Annotated in this window: 16 protein-coding genes and 1 tRNA gene; 9 read left to right on the forward strand and 8 right to left on the reverse strand. The window is 64.6% G+C overall.

The window, feature by feature from the left end:
* Positions 1–5: 5 nt before the first annotated feature.
* Both CH285_RS06675 and CH285_RS06680 read right to left on the reverse strand, forming a co-directional pair.
* On the reverse strand, positions 6–2,051 hold the full coding sequence (locus tag CH285_RS06675; RefSeq protein ID WP_256984132.1) for an NADPH-dependent 2,4-dienoyl-CoA reductase: 2,046 nt from the start codon (positions 2,049–2,051) through the stop codon (positions 6–8).
* The gene (locus CH285_RS06680; RefSeq protein ID WP_027497612.1) at positions 2,048–2,575 is read right to left on the reverse strand and encodes a PadR family transcriptional regulator; all 528 of its coding nucleotides are present in this window, start codon (positions 2,573–2,575) and stop codon (positions 2,048–2,050) included. Before CH285_RS06680 ends, CH285_RS06675 begins: the two co-directional genes overlap by 4 nt.
* Positions 2,576–2,658: 83 nt before the next feature.
* Here CH285_RS06680 and CH285_RS06685 point away from each other — a divergent pair, with 83 nt between their 5' ends.
* Positions 2,659–3,981 carry an MFS transporter gene (locus CH285_RS06685; protein WP_094644333.1) on the forward strand — a complete coding sequence of 441 codons (1,323 nt, stop codon included), beginning with the start codon at positions 2,659–2,661 and terminating at the stop codon, positions 3,979–3,981.
* On the opposite strand, the gene CH285_RS06690 is transcribed toward CH285_RS06685, so the two are convergent.
* Both CH285_RS06690 and CH285_RS06695 read right to left on the reverse strand, forming a co-directional pair.
* On the reverse strand, positions 3,978–4,799 hold the full coding sequence (locus CH285_RS06690) for an alpha/beta fold hydrolase (protein ID WP_045841373.1): 822 nt from the start codon (positions 4,797–4,799) through the stop codon (positions 3,978–3,980). The two genes, CH285_RS06685 and CH285_RS06690, sit on opposite strands and share 4 nt — an antisense overlap.
* A 35-nt stretch (positions 4,800–4,834) precedes the next feature.
* Positions 4,835–5,461 (reverse strand): TetR family transcriptional regulator, encoded by a 627-nt coding sequence (locus tag CH285_RS06695; RefSeq protein WP_027497609.1) that lies wholly within the window; start codon positions 5,459–5,461, stop codon positions 4,835–4,837.
* A gap of 195 nt (positions 5,462–5,656) precedes the next feature.
* Between CH285_RS06695 and CH285_RS06700 the strand changes: the two genes are divergently transcribed.
* From CH285_RS06700 to CH285_RS06710, 3 genes are read left to right on the forward strand one after another with little or no spacing between them, the layout of a single operon-like run.
* Positions 5,657–6,769, forward strand: a complete 1,113-nt coding sequence (locus CH285_RS06700) for a ferredoxin reductase (RefSeq protein ID WP_032368224.1) — start codon at positions 5,657–5,659, stop codon at positions 6,767–6,769.
* Positions 6,770–6,814: 45 nt separating this feature from the next.
* Complete coding sequence (locus CH285_RS06705) at positions 6,815–7,999, forward strand: fatty acid desaturase family protein (protein WP_032368223.1); 1,185 nt, start codon at positions 6,815–6,817, stop codon at positions 7,997–7,999.
* 23 nt (positions 8,000–8,022) lie between these two features.
* Positions 8,023–8,259, forward strand: coding sequence for a hypothetical protein (locus tag CH285_RS06710; RefSeq protein ID WP_027497606.1), 237 nt, complete (start codon positions 8,023–8,025; stop codon positions 8,257–8,259).
* Between the two features lie 68 nt (positions 8,260–8,327).
* Here CH285_RS06710 and CH285_RS06715 read toward each other — a convergent pair whose 3' ends face one another.
* The 3 genes from CH285_RS06715 to CH285_RS06725 all read right to left on the reverse strand — a co-directional run bounded on the left by CH285_RS06715 (position 8,328) and on the right by CH285_RS06725 (position 10,719).
* A complete protein-coding gene (locus tag CH285_RS06715; protein WP_094644332.1) occupies positions 8,328–9,437 on the reverse strand; it encodes a methyltransferase in 1,110 nt (369 codons plus the stop codon).
* Complete coding sequence (locus CH285_RS06720; protein ID WP_094644331.1) at positions 9,434–10,576, reverse strand: N(5)-(carboxyethyl)ornithine synthase; 1,143 nt, start codon at positions 10,574–10,576, stop codon at positions 9,434–9,436. The genes CH285_RS06715 and CH285_RS06720 overlap by 4 nt, the downstream gene beginning before the upstream one ends.
* A 70-nt stretch (positions 10,577–10,646) precedes the next feature.
* Positions 10,647–10,719 (reverse strand) — tRNA-Arg (locus CH285_RS06725).
* Between the two features lie 146 nt (positions 10,720–10,865).
* Between CH285_RS06725 and CH285_RS06730 the strand changes: the two genes are divergently transcribed.
* Positions 10,866–12,023, forward strand: a complete 1,158-nt coding sequence (locus CH285_RS06730; protein ID WP_032368220.1) for an XdhC family protein — start codon at positions 10,866–10,868, stop codon at positions 12,021–12,023.
* 209 nt (positions 12,024–12,232) lie between these two features.
* Positions 12,233–14,146, forward strand: coding sequence for a cytochrome c oxidase assembly protein (locus CH285_RS06735; RefSeq protein ID WP_371827926.1), 1,914 nt, complete (start codon positions 12,233–12,235; stop codon positions 14,144–14,146).
* A gap of 7 nt (positions 14,147–14,153) precedes the next feature.
* On the opposite strand, the gene CH285_RS06740 is transcribed toward CH285_RS06735, so the two are convergent.
* Entirely contained in the window at positions 14,154–14,579 is a 426-nt protein-coding gene (locus CH285_RS06740) for a MarR family winged helix-turn-helix transcriptional regulator (RefSeq protein WP_057473278.1), read from the reverse strand.
* 82 nt (positions 14,580–14,661) lie between these two features.
* Here CH285_RS06740 and CH285_RS06745 point away from each other — a divergent pair, with 82 nt between their 5' ends.
* From CH285_RS06745 to ssb, 3 genes are all read left to right on the forward strand, one after another.
* On the forward strand, positions 14,662–16,458 hold the full coding sequence (locus CH285_RS06745) for an ABC transporter ATP-binding protein (RefSeq protein ID WP_094644330.1): 1,797 nt from the start codon (positions 14,662–14,664) through the stop codon (positions 16,456–16,458).
* Between the two features lie 30 nt (positions 16,459–16,488).
* Positions 16,489–17,148 (forward strand): IMPACT family protein, encoded by a 660-nt coding sequence (locus tag CH285_RS06750; protein ID WP_094644329.1) that lies wholly within the window; start codon positions 16,489–16,491, stop codon positions 17,146–17,148.
* Between the two features lie 165 nt (positions 17,149–17,313).
* Positions 17,314–17,802 carry a single-stranded DNA-binding protein gene (gene ssb, locus CH285_RS06755; RefSeq protein WP_094644328.1) on the forward strand — a complete coding sequence of 163 codons (489 nt, stop codon included), beginning with the start codon at positions 17,314–17,316 and terminating at the stop codon, positions 17,800–17,802.
* The last annotated feature ends 56 nt before the right edge of the window (positions 17,803–17,858 follow it).

Consider the following 17,858-nt stretch of genomic DNA (forward strand, 5'->3'; position numbering starts at 1 on the left):
ACAGATCAGATCGTGGCCGCGAGCCGGGTGCCCTGCTCTATCGCCCGTTTGGCGTCCAACTCTGCCGCCACGTCCGCACCGCCGATGATGTGCGTGGTGGTACCCGCTGCCTTCAGCTCGTCGACCAGATCCCGAACCGACTCCTGGCCCGCGCAGATCACGATGGTGTCGACCTCGAGCAAGCGTGGGCGTTCGTGCTTCTCGCCGAACGAGATGTGCAGGCCCGCATCGTCGATCTTCTCGTAGTTCACCCCCGAAAGCTGATGCACGCCTTTCGCTTTCAACGCTGCGCGGTGGACCCACCCGGTGGTCTTCGCGAGACCGGCCCCGATACGTCCCGGCTTGCGTTGCAGGAGGTAGACCTCCCGAGGAGATGCGGCAGGCACCGGGGTGGTCAACGCGCCCGGCGCGGCCTCGGGCTCCGTGACTCCCCACTCCTGCTTCCATTCCTTCAGGTCCAGCGTGGGGGAGGCGTCGGTAGTAAGGAACTCGGAGATGTCGATGCCGATGCCGCCGGCACCGATGACCGCGACCCGGTCGCCGACGGCCCTACCGTCGCGCACCAGTTCCGCGTACGAGAGCACGGACGGGTGATCGATACCTGAGATCTGCGGCATCCGGGGAGTGACACCGGTGGCCAGGACCACCTCGCCGAATTCGCCCGCGGTGAGTTCTGCGGCGGTGACCCGAGTATCGAGGTGTACCGCAACATCCGCGTCGCGCAGAGCGGTGGAGAAGTAGCGAATGGTCTCGGCGAACTCTTCCTTGCCGGGAATCAGACGGGCGATACCGAATTGGCCGCCGATCTCGCTCCTGGCCTCGAACAGGCTGACGGCGTGTCCGCGTTGCGCAAGGGTGAGCGCCGCAGACAGTCCGGCGGGCCCGGCCCCGACGACCGCGACCTTCTTGGTCTTCTTCGTCGGCAACAACTGCAGGTCGATCTCGCGACCGGCGCGAGGGTTGACCAGGCACGAGACCTTCTTGTGTACGAAGGCGTGGTCGAGGCAGGCCTGATTGCAGGCGATGCAGGTGTTGATTCGATCCGCGGAATCGGAAGCAGCCTTCTCGACCCAGAACGGATCGGCGAGCATCGGCCTGGCCATGGCGATCAGCTGCGCGTCGCCGCGGGCGAGGATGTTCTCGGCGATCTCGGGCATGTTGATGCGGTTGGACGCGGCGACGGGGATGCTCACGTATTTTTCGAGCTTGCCGGTGATGTCGGCGAATGCTGCTCGCGGAACCGAGGTGACGATGGTCGGCACCCGCGATTCGTGCCAGCCGATGTCGGTGTTGATGATGTTCGCGCCTGCGGCCTCGATGTCCTCGGCGAGGGCGACGATGTCGTTCCAGCTCTGGCCCTCCTCGACGAGGTCGGCCATCGACAGCCGGAACGCGATGAGAAAGTCGGATCCGACGGCGGCACGGATCTGCCGCACGATCTCGACTGCCATTCGGCGACGGTTCTCCGCAGAACCACCCCATTCGTCGCGTCGCTTGTTAGTGCGCTCGGAGAGGAACTGGTTGATGAAGTAGCCTTCGCCGCCCATGATTTCGACGCCGTCGTAGCCGGCGCTCTGTGCGAGTCGGGCGCACCGCACGAAGTTTCTGATCTGCCAGCGAACGCCCCTCGAGGTCAATCGCCTGGGCCGAAAAGGATTGATGGGAGCCTTGATCGACGATGCCGACACACTCAGCGGCTGGTAGGAATAGCGTCCGGCATGGAGGATCTGGAGCGCGATCTTGCCGCCTTCGCGGTGCACGGCAGTGGTGATCCTGCGGTGCCGACGGGCCTCGATGCGGTTGGTCAGCTTGGCCCCGAACGGCAACAGCCACCCGGTGCGATTGGGGGCGTAACCCCCGGTGATGATGAGTGCGACTCCGCCGCGGGCACGCTCGGCGAAGTAGGCCGCCAGGCGGCCGGTGTCGCGGGCGCGATCTTCGAGGCCGGTGTGAATCGATCCCATGATCACGCGGTTCTTCAGCGTGGTTGCGCCGACGTCCAACGGCGACAACAGAATCGGGTACGGACCAGTGGTCTGCTCGGTCTTCACAGTTTCTCCAATACCTCGGTGCACCATTCGGTGAATCCTTCTTCGACACGAATCCCGCCGCGGAGCACCAGGTATTGATGCAGCGCGGTACCGGTCAGGGCAGCGGGGGCCGGAAAGTCCTGCTTCTCGATCAGTCGATACACGTCGAGACGGGTGGCATGTACGTCGCGGTGGCGGGCGACTTCGACTTTCAACGCTTCGATGTCACCGTTGGCCGCTCCGCGAATCTTCACGGCGAGTTCTTCGCGAAGCTGCGAAGGATCGGTCGGTGCGGCGATCCACCGATCGAGCTCGGCTCGGCCCGCAGCGCTGACCGAATAGACCTTCTTGTCGGGTCGGCCGTCCTGCGCGACTGCCTCACCGGTGATCCAGCCCGCTCCATCCATCCGCGTCAGAGTGCGGTAGATCTGCTGGTGAGTTGCACTCCAGAAGAAGCCGATGGACTTGTCGAACCGTCGGGCGAGCTCGTACCCCGAGCCGCTCAGCTCGGTGAGGGAGACCAGAATCGCGTGTTCCAAAGCCACACCCGAGAGTATGTATGCAACGTGGTGACTATGCAACTAGGTGCACCCAAACATGGGCCCGTCGCGGGCTAGTGTTGGCAACCATGGGAACCCAGCCGGAGGCCGCTGTCGTCGGAGTCGCCACAACGCGTAAGCAGGTCACCGCCTGGGGGTTCTGGGACTGGGGATCGGCCGCGTTCAATGCCGTCATTCTCACGTTCGTGTTCTCGGTGTATCTCACCGATGCCGTCGGTGACGACCTACCCGGATCCATCTCGGCGACCACGTGGTTCAGCTGGTCCATCGCGCTGTCGAGCGTCGTCATCGCACTGCTGGCACCGGTGTGCGGGCAGTGCTTCGACGCCCGAGGCAAGAGAAAATGGCTGCTGGGGCTATTGACCGCATTGACGGTCGTGGCCATGGCCGGCTTGTTCTTCGTACAGGACGACTACCACTATCTGTGGCTCGGGCTGCTGCTGCTCGGTCTCGGATCCATCATGTTCGAGCTGGCCAGTATTCCGTACAACTCGATGCTGCGGCAGGTCTCCACCCCGGCCAATATCGGACGCGTGTCCGGATTCGGTTGGGCGATGGGCTATTTCGGTGGAATCGTCCTACTGCTTCTGTGCTACCTCGGTTTCATCGTCGGGGACGGCGACACTCGGGGCCTGCTGGGGCTGAGCACCGACGGAGGGCTCAACATCAGGCTCGTCGCCGTGCTGGCGGCCGTCTGGTTCGCGGTCTCGGCCATCCCGGTGATGTTCGCAGTTCCCGAAGTACCCAGGGCCATCGCCGATCCCGAGGTGGCACAGGCCGGCTTCGCGGAGTCCTATCGCGTTCTCTTTCGCGATGTGCGCGAGTTGTGGAGCGCAGACCGGCGTGCCGTCTACTACCTGATCGCCAGCGCACTGTTCCGGGACGGGCTGGCGGGCGTGTTCACTTTCGGAGCCGTTCTCGCCGTCAGCGTCTACGGCATCGGCGCGGCGGACGTACTTCTGTTCGGCGTCGCCGCCAATGTCATCGCGGGCCTCGGTGCCATCGTCGCCGGGCGGTTCGACGACAGAATCGGACCCAAGAAGGTCATCGTCTTCTCGCTCACGTCCATGATCGCGGCCGGAACCATTCTGCTGTTCGTGTCGGGCCCGACGATGTTCTGGATCTTCGGGCTGATCCTGTGTCTGTTCGTGGGGCCCGCGCAATCGTCTGCGCGCACCTTCCTGGCCCGACTGGCACCGCCCGGGCGCGAGGGGCAGTTCTTCGGACTGTTCGCGACGACGGGTCGGGCCGCGTCGTTTCTCGCGCCCTCGCTGTTCGGGCTGTTCGTGTGGATGTTCGACGCCGACCGCGCGGGTATCGCCGGGCTGATCATCGTCCTCGCCGCCGGGCTGCTGGCATTGCTGAAAGTTCGCGCCCCGGAACAGGTTTAGACCGACCCGATACGATCCAAGATCTCGGCTGCGAGTCTGTCGGGGGCTTCCTCGGGGATCCAGTGGGAGATGCCGTCGAGTTCGACGAATCGGTACGGCGCATCGACGAACTCGCCGCAGCGCTCCGCGCCGGCTCGACCGATGGCGGTATCGCCGTTGCTCCACACGTAGGTGGTCGGCACCGTCACCGCAGGTAGGTTCGCGAACTCCCGCGTCATCGCGGCATACCAACTCGACGCAGCCGTCAGTGCTCCCGGCACCGTCAGATGGCGAACGTATTCGTCGTCGAGGCTTTCGGCCCCGAACATCGCGCGGAGCCGTTGGGCGTCGTTCTCGGTCAGCACTCGTTCGGCCTTCTCGGGTTCGCGAAGCAAGCCGAAGTACTGGGACCGCTGTTGCTGGTCCGGGTCCTCGCGAATGGCCCAGTTGAACGCCGCAGAGTGCGGAACGGATGCGGCAGTGAGGCTTCGGACGCGGTCGGGATGCTCGGCGGCGACATGCCAGGCGACCACAGCGCCCCAGTCGTGACCCACCAGGTGCGCCGAGTTCAGGTCGAAGGCGTCGAGCAGACCGAGGACGTCCTCGGTGAGACGCTCGATGCGGTAGTGCTCGACGCCGATCGGGCGGGCACCGGGGGAGTAGCCCCGCTGGTTGGGGGCCAGGACGCGGCAGCCCGCGGCCGTCAATTCGGGGGTCACCCGCGACCACGACGCGTTGGTCTGTGGAAAGCCGTGCAGCGCAACGACGGGTACGCCGTCGACGGGACCTGCCTGTGCCAGCTCGAACGTGTACTCGCCGATGTGTACCTCGGTGGTCATGATGCTCCTTCGCGGCTCGCGCTCGTGCCCGACGGTCAGGCCCGTCGCGGTTCCCATTTGCTCATCCCCAGCATGATCATCCGGATCTGCTTCTCGGTGCGTTCGATGAGGTCTTTCTCGTTCTGACTACCCGGTCGGTCGATTTCCAACAGACCGACCACCGCCGTCAGCATCGTCGAGACCAGGAGGTCGGCCGTCATCTCGAGATCGGAGACGTCCCATCGTTCGAGACCGGGCATGCGAGAGAGGTCGATGGTCAGCTCGCTGACGAACAGCCGGAGCTCGGTGGCGAACGCGCGACGTACCTCGGTGACTCCGCCGTAGCGCTCGCGACTGAGGAAGCGGAACTGATCCTCGTGGCTGCGGACCTGACGAACCAGGATGCCGAAGGATTCGGTGGCCGTCTTGGTACTCGGGTTGCGTCTGGCGTCGCGCAGCATCTGGCGCAGCATGCGCATGCTGTCCTCGACCAACGCGACCCCGAGGTCTTCCATGGACGCGAAGTGTCGATAGAACGCGGTGGGGACGATGCCGGCGGACCGCGCGACCTCACGCAGGCTCACGCTCGCGAACGACCGTTCGCGAAGCAGATCGAGTGTGCCGTCGATCAAGGCCTGCCGCGTGCGCTCCTTGCGCTCCGCGCGGGTACCCGGTTCTGTCACGGCGTCCAGTTTATGGGCGGGCACTCTGTGATCTCCCCTCCGGTTGCTTCCGCGGTCCCCGTGAACTTCACATGAGGTCTGTAATGGCGGTCACATAAACGTTGACAGGTACCGGTGTCGCTCTGTCACACTCATGTTAGTGCACAATCGTTCACTGAATGGGTCGTAGGGTTCGATCCGGTTAGGGAGGATGGAATGACGCTTCAAGAACGTCCGACGCGACCCACGGGTTCGCGCAAGTTCTCGCTTCTTTCCCTGTTCGAGGCCATGGCCACGCCCCACGCGCTCGATCGGTACCTGGAGCTGGTCGACCCCATGACGACCGTTCGTGATCTGCGCGGTGAAGTGACCGAGATACACCGGTCCACCGAAGATTCGCTCACGCTCACCATCCGCCCCACCCGACAGTGGAAGGGCTTTCAGGCCGGCCAGTTCGTTCAGGTCGGGGTGGTCATCGACGGCGTACGTCAGACTCGCTGCTACTCGCCGGCCTGTTCGCAGTACCGCAAGGACGGCCGAATCGAGCTGACGATCAAGGCGCACCCCGAGGGGCTGGTCTCGCAGTATCTGCACAAGAACGCGCACGTCGGCCTCGTCGTCAGCCTGTCGCAGGCGGACGGCACGTTCAAGCTTCCCCAGCCACGCCCGGCGCGCACGCTGCTGATCAGCGGCGGCAGCGGCATCACGCCCGTGCTGTCCATGCTCAGGTCGCTGCTGGACGAGGGGTACAGCAGCGACCTGACCTTCCTGCACTACGCGTACACCGAGAACGACGTCGCGTACAAGCAGGAGCTCGAGAAGATCGCCGCCGAGCACGACAATGTGAACCTCGTCTTCGCATACACCGAGCAGACGACCGGCGGGGACCTGCACGGGTTCTTCGGCAAAGAGCATCTCGACGCCGTGGCGCCGTGGTTCGCAGACGCGGACACCTTCCTGTGCGGTCCACCCGGGCTGATGAAGGGCGTGACGTCGTTCTTCGACGACGCAGGGCTCGGCGACCGACTGCACCTCGAGGAATTCACACCGTCCTTCGCCACCGTGAGCGACGACGTCACGGGAACCACCACGTTCTCCGGAAGTGACGTCGCCGCCGAGAACGACGGTGCAACGTTGCTCGAACAAGCCGAGGGAGCCGGTCTGTCGCCGGCCAACGGGTGCCGAATGGGCATCTGCTTCACCTGCACCTCGGTGAAGAAGTCCGGCTGCACCAAGAACATCAAGACCGGTGAGACCGACACCGAATCCGACAAGAAGATCCAGCTCTGTGTGTCCGTTGCCGTCGGCGACGTCGACATCGACATCTAGTCCCGGAGCTCCCGCCCACCACCCGATCGAATTGGAGATCAGCAGATGCTCGGAACGATTCTCTCGATCCTGCCCACCGCCGTCATTCCCTTCCGACGCAACGAAACGCTGCCCGACGAGCCGACCGTACTGACGTACGAACAGGTCGAAGAGCTCGGCCGCGAACTCGACGACCTGCGGGCCCGCACCGTCGCCAAACTGGGCGACGAGGACCGCGAATACATCTACAAGATCATCAAGGCGCAGCGCGGGCTCGAGATCACCGGACGCGCACTGATGTACCTGCCTTTCGTCCCGCCGGCATGGCTCGCCGGTGTCGGCGCACTCGGCGTCGCGAAGATCCTCGACAACATGGAGATCGGCCACAACGTCATGCACGGCCAGTACGACTGGATGCGTGAGCCGGGTCTGAACTCCGAGGTGTTCGAGTGGGACACCGTCTGCCCGGCAGACCAGTGGAAGCACTCGCACAACTACATGCACCACACGTTCACCAACATCGTCGGCATGGACCGCGACATCGGGTACGGAATCCTGCGCATGGATCAGGACCAGAAGTGGAACCCGTACTACCTGGGCAACCCCGTCTACGCATTCCTGCTCATGACGTTCTTCGAGTGGGGCGTCATGCTGCACGACCTCGAGACCGAGAACATCGTCGCCGGCAAGAGGAAGTGGCACGACGTCAAGCCGTTGCTGCAGGGAATGTGGCGCAAGGCGGGCAAGCAGGCTCTCAAGGATTACGTCATCTTTCCCGCTCTGACCGGGCCGTTCTTCGCCTCGACCGTGGTCGGCAACGTTGCTGCGAACCTGATCCGCAACGTGTGGACGTACTCGATAATCTTCTGCGGCCACTTCCCGACGGGGGTGCAGACCTTCAGTCAGGAAGAGACCGCCGACGAGAGCCGGGGCGAATGGTACGTCCGTCAGATGCTCGGATCGGCCAACATCGAGGGTTCGCCGCTGTTCCACATCATGTCCGGCAACCTCTCGCACCAGATCGAGCACCACCTCTTCCCGGATCTTCCCGCGCACCGCTACCCGCAGATCGCACCCGAGGTCAAGGCTCTGTGCCAGAAGTACGACCTGCCGTACAACACCGGCGGCTTCTTCCACCAGATCGGCACCGTGTGGGGCAAGATCTTCAAGCTCGCTCTGCCCAACTCGCTCACCGGATCGGCTGCGCCGGCCAGTGTTATCGTCGAGCGTAAGAAGACCGACGCAGCGTGACGACTTCGAAGGGGGCGGTCCTGGTGGTGGGAAGGTTCGAGCGCAACAAGGACACCGTGCAGGATTTCACCGAGTCTGCGGCGACACACGTCGGCAGAATCGTGGTGATCATCGCCGGAGCGGTCCGTGACGTCACTCGCGAGATCGGTGATCTGATCACCGATGGAATCGAAATGCGTGAGGCCGCGAAGAAGGCCGAGCGTGATGCGCCGCTGGGCACCGTGATCAACGGGGAGTTCGAGACCCGCGACCGGCACTGACTCACCGCACGATCGACGAAGCCGCCCGAGCATTGCTCGGGCGGCTTTCTCGTGTCGGGCGTGGATGGCTAGCGGCGGCGCAGTCTCCACAGTGACGTGGTCTCGCGCGACCGAGCTTCGTGCAGAACATCGGAGGCGTCGGTCGCTCGAGAATGCGATGGCACGGTGTCCATCCGGTCGACGACGGTCAGGCCGGCCTTGTCGATCGACGCGAGAAGGTCTGTGCGCGTGACCAATCCGAGCAACTCGGCGAGGTCGGACAACACCAACCAGGCCTCGCCGTCGGGCGTCAGATGCCCGCCGAGGCGGCTGAGGAACGATTTGAGCATGCGAGAACCGGGATCGTAGACGGCATGCTCGATCCCCGACGTCGGCTTGGTGGGGATCCACGGCGGGTTGCAGACGATCAATCCCGCGCGGCCGCTCGGGAAGATGTCGGTCTGCACCACCTCGACCCGATCGCTGTACCCGAGTGCGTCGAGATTGGCGCGGGCGCACGCGACCGATCGGAGGTCCTTGTCGGTCGCCACCACCGCAGGTACGCCCCGGCGCGCGAGTACCGCAGCCAGCACACCCGAGCCCGTCCCGATGTCGAAAGCCCGGTCCGTGGCAGGTAGCGGTGCGTCGGCGACGAGCTGGATGTACTCACCGCGGACAGGCGAGAACACTCCGTAGTGGGGATGAACGGACGCGTCCAGCGCCGGCACGAACACTCCCTTGCGGCGCCACTCGTGTGCGCCGATGATCCCGAGCAGTTCCCGTAGTGACAGGACGCAGGCCGAGGCATCGGGACCCAGTGCTTCCGCTACGGCCGATCGCACCTCCGGCGCTCGGCCGAGATCGAGCCGTAGGTCCGAATCGAGTTGCACCAGAAGCATTCCCAATACCCGTGCGCGCCGCGCCTGGTACTGACGATGCAGGTGGAACCGCTCGGCGGGCGACGCGTTCTCGGGCTGTGTGGCCGGTGGTACCCGCCGCGTCATGGCCGACAGGAGCTGGCGAGCGTTGTTGTAATCGCCACGCCACAGCAGAGACTCGCCGATCGTCGCCAGCTTGTAGGCCACGTCCGCCGTCGTCGCGTCGTCGACGATCCGCACCACCCGTGGTGGCGGCGCACCGTTCTCCGACTGCCATCGCGCGGACCGTTCGATGCCGTCCTCGACCCACGTGACGCTCATGCTGCAGTGTGCGGGTACTCCGCACTGCGATGTTGGAAGGCAAGGATATTGGGGTTGACGATGACACCCTCCCTGATTTCGATGGAACGCTCGATGGTGACGTCCTCGCTCCACGCTGCGGGCCCGTCGAGAACCACGCGAAGGTAAGGCAGCAACGATTCGCTGATCTCCCACGTCGCCGAATTCCACAGATAGGACGGGCTGTGGTCGACGGCGTAGTAGTGCACGTTGTCACCGACGGTGAACATCGGGTCGGCGAACGACGTGGGCCGAGCCCATTCGAATCCCATTCCCTCGTCACACGAGACGTCCACGACCAGGGTGCCCGGAGTCAATGTGGGCAGGTCCTCGTTCGTCAGGAACGTCAGTGGTGAGTTCGTATCCTGCAGTACGCAATTGACGATCACATCGTGGTCGGACAGAAACTGCGAGAGTGTGATTCGACCGTCGGGAGTCAGAGCTCGGCTCCGGCGGGGATCGGCGTCGTCGAGATCGAAATTGACGATGTTGGCCGAGTGGATCGGCGAACCCACCGCCGTGACCCCACGCTGAGTGAGGACATCGACGTCGTGAATCCCGTGTGCACTGAGCGCGGTGACCGCGCCGCGAGCCGTGGCTCCGAAACCGATGACAGCGGCCCGCAACCTGCGGCCGTAGTCCCCGGTGGAACCGATCAGCTGCAATGCGTGCAGCACCGAGCAGTACCCGGCCAATTCGTTGTTCTTGTGGAACACATGAAGATTGAACCAGCCGTCCTGCGTCCAGTGGTTCATGGCCTCGAAGGCGATCAGCGTGAGTTTGCGATCGACAGCGATCTGGGTGAGCCTTTCGTCCTGCACACAGTGCGGCCAACCCCAGAGCGTCTGGCCGGGTCGAAGAGACTCGAGATCTTCGGCCTGAGGCTTCGGCAGCAGAATCACGTCGCATAGAGCAATGAGCTCGGCGCGGGTGCCGATACCCGCGACCTGCGTGGCCAGGTGCTCGTCGGAGATTCCGAACGGTTCGCCGTAGCCGGATTCGAGGAACATTCGGCCTCGAATGTCGGCGTCGATGCGATCGAAATGAAGAGGATGAATCGGTAGTCGACGCTCATCGGGCTTGCGCGAACGTGAGAGGACTCCGAGAGTGAGCTGATGCACGTGTAACCCTTCGTTACGCGAAGTCAACCACAGTAACGCGAGTCGGCCAGCGTTCGCGCTGGTCAGAGGGTGCCCCCGGCAGGATTCGAACCTGCGACCAAGGGATTAGAAGGCCCTTGCTCTATCCCCTGAGCTACGGAGGCTGGCACGCGCGGACAGGCCCGCTCGAGCACGGTTGACGAGTGTACCTTTCCGCCTACGGCGATCACACCGGCATGGGTTGAGGGAGCAGTGCAGGGGGAAGCCTGTGATGTCGTAGACGTTCCGGCCGGCACCCGAAGGAGGTTCGATGCACGACATTCTGGACGAGCTGCTGCACGCCTGGCAGACCGGCGACGCGGCCGCGGTGGCAACGGTTGTGCAGACATTCGACTCCGCGCCGCGTCCTGTGGGTGCGTCGATGATGGTCGGCCAGGACGGTGCGGTCGCCGGTTCGGTGTCCGGCGGCTGCGTCGAGGGTGCCGTGTACGAGTCGGCGCAGGACGTGATGCAGTCCGGTACCCCGATACTCACTCGATACGGGGTGTCGGACGACGACGCATTCGCAGTCGGGCTCACGTGTGGGGGAACGCTGGATGTGTTCGTGCAGGCGGTGTCGAAGCACACCTTTCCCGAGTTCGGTGACGTCGTGGCGAACGTGCGCCGCAACGTCCCGGTTGCAGTGGCCACCGTGATCGCTCATGCCGACGCAACACGGGTCGGTCGGAGAGCAGTTCTGACGGAGTCGGGTATTCGCGGTTCCCTCGGCAGCTCGCGGGCGGACGCCGCCATTGCCGACGACGCGAAAGGGCTACTTGCAGCGGGACGTTCGACTGTTCTGACGTATGGAACCGACGGCCAGCGCCGCGGTCGGGGAATGCAGGTGTTCGTGTCCAGTCATGCGCCGTCGCCGAGAATGCTCGTGTTCGGTGCCATCGACTTCGCTGCGGCGGTTGCGCAGCAGGGTGCCTTTCTGGGCTACCGCGTCACCGTCTGCGACGCCCGATCCGTGTTTGCGACCCCGCAGCGCTTTCCCGCTGCCGAGCAGGTGGTGGTCGCGTGGCCGCACGACTACCTGAACCAACAGTGGGCGGCGGGGGAGTTGGACGAGAGGACCGTGGTCTGTGTGTTGACTCACGACCCGAAGTTCGATGTGCCACTGCTCGAAGTGGCGTTGCGGATTCCGGCCCTGGCGTTCGTCGGAGCGATGGGCTCGCGGCGAACCCATGACGACCGCATCGCCCGGTTACGGGCGGCAGGAGTGACCGAGACCGAACTCGCGCGATTGTCGAGCCCGATCGGACTCGACCTGGGTGCACGCACGCCGCAGGAGACCGCGGTGTCCATTGCGGCGGAGATCATCGCCCAGAGATGGGGCGGGAGCGGCACGCCTCTCCGGCAGCAGCACGGACGCATCCACCACGACTCGCTGGACGCCGAGGACGGGGCAAAGTACGACGCTGTGTAGGACTCGCGTTTCGAGTACTGCCGAACACCTCTTACTCTGGTGGTATGGCCACACCGGATCTCGACAAGACCGACCCGTCGCACGCCGGGGACTCCACCGGCGATGTGCGGTCGGACGAGGGTACGGGCAGTGCAGATCCCCGCTCGACAACCACGTCGGTGTTCGTCACTGCCGGCGTCATCGCCGGTGTCGTCGCTGCCCTGATCGTCATGCTGTCCGCGTCGGACGCGTTGGTCCTGCTCGGTATCCCTGATCCCGGCCCGGCCACCACCTACGGACTGCCCGCCCTGCGTGCGATCGGTGAGATCGCAGCGGTCATCGCGGTCGGCTCGTTCCTGCTGGCGGCGTTCCTGGTTCCGCCGCAGAAGAACGGCGTGCTCGACGTGGACGGTTACCGGGCGGTTCGCACCGGCTCGGTCGCATCCATCGTCTGGGCCGTATGTGCGCTTCTCCTCGTGCCGTTGACGCTGTCCGACACCTCCGGCCAGCCGTTCGCCGAGGCCGTGAAGCCGGCGAATCTGTGGATCGCGCTGGATCAGGTGGAGATCGCCAGTGCATGGCGGTGGACGGCCATCATGGCCGTCGTCGTCGCCATTGCATCGAGGACGGTACTGCGGTGGTCCTGGACGCCTGCGCTGCTCGGATTCTCGCTGGCCACCCTGCTGCCCATTGCGCTCAGTGGTCATTCCTCGGCGGGCGGATCGCACGACATCGCGACCAACTCGCTGATCCTGCACCTCGGTGCCGCGTCGTTGTGGGCGGGCGGGCTGTTCGCACTGCTTGCACATGTTCGCAGACGCGGCGCGCACACCGACGTCGCTGCTCGGCGGTTCTCCACGATCGCCGGCGTCTGCTTCGTCGTCATGGGCATCAGCGGAGTCATCAACGCCCTGGTTCGGGTGTCTCTCGCCGACCTGTTCACCACGACGTACGGCCTGCTGATCGTGGGCAAGATTCTCGCGTTGATCGTGCTCGGCGGATTCGGCTGGATGCAGCGGCGTCGCGCTCTGCCCGCACTGATCGCCGATCCCACCGCCCGTGGACCGCTGCTCCGGTTCGCCGGGGCCGAGGTGCTCGTTCTCGCCGCGACCGTCGGTCTGGCCGTCGGGCTCGGGCGAACACCTCCGCCCGCCGAGATCGACCCGAACCTGACGCCGACCGAGGCCGCGCTCGGATACGACCTCAGCGGACCGCCGACGTTCGCTCGTATGGCTTTCGATTGGCGCTTCGACCTGATCTTCGGCACCGCCGCGATCGTGATGGCCGTGGTGTATCTGATCGGGGTCCGTCGGCTGCGACTGCGCGGCGACGCGTGGCCCGTCGGTCGCACCGTCGCCTGGGTCCTGGGCTGCCTCACACTGCTGATCAGTACGTCTTCGGGCATCGGACGGTATTCCACGGCAGTGTTCAGCGTGCACATGACCGGACACATGATGCTGTCGATGCTTGCGCCGGTTCTGCTCGCGCTCGGTGGTGCACTGACGTTGGCGTTGCGTGTCCTGCCCGCGGCAGGCAAGGACGGCGTCCCGGGGATGCGCGAGTGGTTGCTGATGGGCCTGCACAGTCGACTGTCGCAGTTCGTCACCCATCCGCTCGTCGCGGCGCTGATCTTCGTGGGCGGCTTCTACGTGCTCTATCTCGGCGGAATCTTCGGGGCCGTACTGGACAGTCACGGAGCTCATCTGTTGATGAACCTGCACTTCGTGCTCAGCGGATACCTGTTCTACTGGACGGTCATCGGCGTCGATCCGTCTCCGCGCAAGATTGCTCCGGTCACCAAACTCGCCGTGGTGTTCGGCTCACTGCCGTTCCATGCGTTCTTCGGTGTGGCGCTGATGAGCATGAACACCGTCATGGGTGCCTGGTTCTACCGCACGCTCGGCCTCGACTGGAACTCCGACCTACTGGGGGACCAGAAGCTCGGTGGCGGCATCGCGTGGGCAACCGGCGAGGTGCCTCTGGTGCTGGTCATGCTCGCACTGCTGATCCAGTGGTCCCGCAGCGACGATCGCGACGCCAGGCGCGGCGACAGAGCCGCCGAGCGTGACCACGACGCCGACCTGGCCGCGCACAACGCGATGTTCGCCGAGCTGGCCCGTCGTGATCGGGACGGCAGGCAGTAGCTTCGTTTCAGTCGCTGCCGGCGATCTTGTGCAGAAGCCGGTCGAGTTCGGTGCGTTCGGCCGGCTCGAGGCCGTCGAACATGTCCGCGGACACCTGACGTCGTGCCTCGTCGACGCGGTCGAGCAGGGCGCGGCCGGCGTCGGTCAGCTCGACCAGGACAGCGCGTCGATCACTCGGGTCCGGCGCTCGCGTCACCAGTTCTGCCGCTTCGAGCGAGTCGACGATGTCGGTGGCCGATCGCGCGACGATGCGGAGGTGCTCGGCCAGATCACGCAATCGGACCGATTCTCGTTCGCGCGCCAAGACGTGCATGGCCCTGCTCTGCGACGGGTTGAGTCCGAACGGTTCCAGCGCAGTCATGTGGCTTCGCCGAATTCTTCGGGCAACGGCCATGAACGAATCGCTCAGGTTGGGCGAGTGTCCGGTGTCCATACGACGGATCATAGCGAGGCTTGCTCGCAACCTCATAGTGAGGTAACCTCTGCATATTACTTCAGCTACCACGGAGGTCTACTTGGAAAGCCGTCCCGAACGCGTACCACTCGCTTCCGATCCAGCGCCCGTCCGGCGAGTCCTGGCTTTGTTCACGCCCTACCGGCGCAAGATCGCTGTCGTCAGCGCGATCATCGTGGCCAGCGCCGTCATTGCGCTCGCCTCACCTCTACTTCTTCGCGAACTCCTCGATCATGCAATTCCCGACCGCGACGTCACGCTCGTCAGCCTCATCGCGGTCGGCATGATCGCTGTTGCAGTCGCCACCAACACTCTCGGCGTGGTGCAGACCTGGATGTCCAACGGCGTCGGTCAGCAACTCATGCACGATCTGCGCGTGCAGGTCTATTCGCACCTGCAGAGACAGTCCCTCGGATTCTTCGCGCGAACGCGCACCGGTGAGGTGCAATCGCGTATCGCGAACGACATCGGCGGCATGCAATCCGTCGTCACCAACACCGCGACGTCCATCGCGCAGAACGCCACGACGGTCGCTGCGACCGTGGTCGCGCTCTTCCTGCTCGATTGGAAGCTCGCCACGTTCTCGCTGATCATCCTGCCGATCTTCGTGCGAGTCGCTCGACGTATCGGCGACGAGCGTCGCAAGATCTCGACCAAGCGGCAGAAATTGCTCAGCGATCTGTCCGTCCAGATCGAGGAATCACTGTCCGTCAGTGGAATTCTTCTGGGCAAGACCACCGGTTCCGCCCAGGCGCTGACCGACAAATTCGCCGACCGATCGCACGAGGTGGCCGGTGTCGAACTGGCCGCGATGATGGCGGGCAAGTGGCGGATGGCGACAATTCAGATCAGCTTCGCCGTGATGCCCGCTCTGGTGTACTGGTTCGCCGGCATCACCATCGGTCAGGGGAGTGCGTTGACGATCGGCACCCTGGTCGCGTTCACCGCATTGCAGACCCAATTGTTCCGGCCCACCATGCAATTGCTCAACACCGGCGTCGAAGTACAGGCATCCTTGGCGTTGTTCGGCAGAGTCTTCGAGTATCTCGATCTGCCCATCGATGTCGCCGAACCCGAGCACCCGGTCACACTCTCGCGAGAGAGCGTGCGCGGCGATGTCGCATTCCGCGGCGTCGACTTCACCTATGCCGCCGCGACTGTCCCGACGTTGTGCAACATCGATCTCGACGTACCGGCCGGGAGCACGCTCGCGCTCGTCGGCGCAACCGGATCGGGCAAGACCACGCTGGGATACCTCGTTGCCCGCCTGCATGATCCGACAGCCGGCTCGGTGACCATCGACGGTGTCGACTTGCGGCATCTGGCGTCGGAGAACATTGCCGACCTGGTGGGCGTCGTCTCTCAGGAGACCTACCTGTTCCACGCCACCATCAGGGAGAACCTGCGGTTCGCCAAACCCGACGCCACCGACGACGAGATCGTGGCTGCCGCTCGGACGGCCCAGATTCACGACTTCATCGACGGCCTCGACGACGGTTACGACACGATGGTCGGCGAGCGCGGCTACCGATTCTCCGGCGGTGAGAAGCAGCGCATCGCAATCGCCCGAACTGTCCTGCGCAACCCGCCGATTCTGGTGCTCGACGAAGCGACGAGCGCCCTGGACAATCGCACCGAACGCGCAGTGCAGACAGCGCTCGACGGTTTGATGCACGGCCGTACCACCATTCTGATCGCCCATCGCCTGTCCACCGTGCGTGCAGCAGACGCCATCGCGGTACTCGACCACGGCATCGTGCGCGAGGTCGGAAACCACGAGGCTCTGCTCGCCGAAGACGGTATGTACGCCCAATTGGTCCGTGCCGCAGATGATGTCGTGGACAGCGTTGCTGCATGATCAGGGTTGTTGCATGAGTTGGGCTGCCGCGTGAGCGAGCTTCGAACGATCGCCGGCCGGGTTGTGTGCGAGACCGAGGTCAAGAGATCGCGGTTCGTCACCGTGGTGGACAGGGCGAGCACCGAGGCCGACGCTCGCGCGGTCATCGCTGCGGCACGTAAAGCGGATCCGACTGCCGGACATCACTGTTCGGCATTCATCGTCGAATCCTCGGCTGCAGGCATCGTTGTCGTCCACGAAGACTCGACCCACCGCATCGAGCGATCCAACGACGACGGCGAACCGAGCGGCACGGCAGGAACGCCGATGCTCGAGGTGTTGCGCGGTCATGGGCTCACCAACGTGGTCGCGGTGGTCGGCAGATATTTCGGCGGCACCAAGCTCGGTACCGGCGGATTGGCCCGCGCGTACGGCGGTGCGGTCACCGAGGCACTTGCCCAGGCTCGGTTTCTCACCCGAGAGCGACGCGACGTGCTGACCCTCGAACTCGACCACGCCGAGGTGGGACGGGTCGAATCGGAGTTACGCGGACACGGGGCCTTGGTGCTCGATACCGCCTACGACACTCGAGCCGTGCTCACCGTCGCCGTCGCAGACGCCGATTCGACTGCAGCGCTGTTGGCGTCGCTCACCGCCGGACGGGTGGTGCCGGCTCTCGGTGGGCACGTTTACGTAGAAACAACCGAGTAGCACACCGGTCCGACACGAGTGGCGTCATGACCAGCCGATCCTGGACGTTCATCCACAGGCTCAGCGGTTGTCCACATTTCGCGAACACGTCCGTCACGGGCGGCTCCGGCGTAGCAGTGTCGATCTCGATCGCAATCACGCGACATTCATCGAGAGGAAGACACCATGTACGAAGCTCAGTGCGCTGTTGTGGGCACCGTCATCACCAATCCCGTCAAGCGCTCCACGCCCACCGGCGACGAGGTCCTCAGCTTCCGGATGGCGAGCAATGCCCGACGGCAGGACCGCAACACCGGTGAATGGACCGACGGCGGCACCCTCTATCTCACGGTCACGTGCTGGCGTCGACTCGTGCGCGGCGTCGGCGCATCGTTGATGAAGGGCGATCCGATCATCGCCTACGGACAGCTGCGCACCAACGAATACACCAATCGCGACGGCGTCGAACGATCCGACCTCGAGATGCGGGCCAGCGCCGTCGGGCCGGACCTTGCGCGCTGCAACGTGGCAATCCATCGGACCAGGACGGTCGCGCCCGAAGTACCTGCAGACGAGGCACTCACCGACGACGATCGGGGTGCCGCCGAACCACCGGAGGACGAGCCGGATCGCGATCGAATCGGTGACGACGTCCGCGAGGCGGTACCCGCCTGACGGCCCGCCGACGTCCGTCGTCCCCGGTGGATGCAACCCGCGCACGACCGCGGACG

The organism is Rhodococcus sp. 05-2256-B1 (assembly GCF_002258465.1).
Classification (GTDB): domain Bacteria; phylum Actinomycetota; class Actinomycetes; order Mycobacteriales; family Mycobacteriaceae; genus Rhodococcoides; species Rhodococcoides fascians.

Excerpts from the sequence above, each read along its gene's own strand:
- CH285_RS06705 (WP_032368223.1), top strand. The coding sequence starts at position 6,815 with ATGCTCGGAACGATTCTCTCGATCCTGCCCACCGCCGTCATTCCCTTC.
- CH285_RS06700 (WP_032368224.1), top strand. The coding sequence starts at position 5,657 with ATGACGCTTCAAGAACGTCCGACGCGACCCACGGGTTCGCGCAAGTTC.
- CH285_RS06685 (WP_094644333.1), top strand. The coding sequence starts at position 2,659 with ATGGGAACCCAGCCGGAGGCCGCTGTCGTCGGAGTCGCCACAACGCGT.
- CH285_RS06730 (WP_032368220.1), top strand. The coding sequence starts at position 10,866 with ATGCACGACATTCTGGACGAGCTGCTGCACGCCTGGCAGACCGGCGAC.
- ssb (WP_094644328.1), top strand. The coding sequence starts at position 17,314 with ATGTACGAAGCTCAGTGCGCTGTTGTGGGCACCGTCATCACCAATCCC.
- CH285_RS06740 (WP_057473278.1), bottom strand. The coding sequence starts at position 14,579 with ATGGACACCGGACACTCGCCCAACCTGAGCGATTCGTTCATGGCCGTT.
- CH285_RS06715 (WP_094644332.1), bottom strand. The coding sequence starts at position 9,437 with ATGAGCGTCACGTGGGTCGAGGACGGCATCGAACGGTCCGCGCGATGG.
- CH285_RS06735 (WP_371827926.1), top strand. The coding sequence starts at position 12,233 with ATGCTGTCCGCGTCGGACGCGTTGGTCCTGCTCGGTATCCCTGATCCC.
- CH285_RS06690 (WP_045841373.1), bottom strand. The coding sequence starts at position 4,799 with ATGACCACCGAGGTACACATCGGCGAGTACACGTTCGAGCTGGCACAG.